Source organism: Mesorhizobium sp. M7A.F.Ca.US.006.04.2.1, from assembly GCF_004022915.1.
In the GTDB taxonomy this organism is placed as follows: domain Bacteria; phylum Pseudomonadota; class Alphaproteobacteria; order Rhizobiales; family Rhizobiaceae; genus Mesorhizobium; species Mesorhizobium ciceri.
Window position 1 is genome coordinate 1 of the sequence record NZ_RZQA01001697.1, and the last position, 389, is coordinate 389.

Genomic DNA, 389 nt, shown 5'->3' on the forward strand with positions numbered 1-389 from the left:
TACCTGCTCACCAGCGACGGCGCCGGCAATCTCGCCACATCGAGCGTCGACCTCGCCGGGCTCGAAGCCGGGCTCGGAGGCTTGACCGGTGAATTGGCGCAAACCCGCACCGAGGCCCGTCAGGGCATCGCCGCGGCCATCGCCATGACGACGGCGCCGATGCCGTCGGCGCCCGGCCGCACCAGCTGGGCCACCAATCTCGGCTACTTCAAGGGCGAGACGGCGTTCGGCGCCTCGCTGGCGCATCGGCTCGATCTTTTCGACGAGCCCTTCGCCGTGACCGCCGGCTATGCCTATGGCGGCGGCGAGAGCCACGCCGCCCGCATCGGTCTGGCGGGCGAGTTTTGACGGCGCAAGCCGCCGCTTTGCCCGAAACAGCCGATCGGCCG

At 70.7% G+C, this 389-nt stretch carries 1 pseudogene; it reads left to right on the forward strand.

The window, feature by feature from the left end:
• Positions 1-348, forward strand: a pseudogene (locus EN925_RS39470) (hypothetical protein); the annotation flags it as partial.
• Positions 349-389 lie beyond the last annotated feature (41 nt).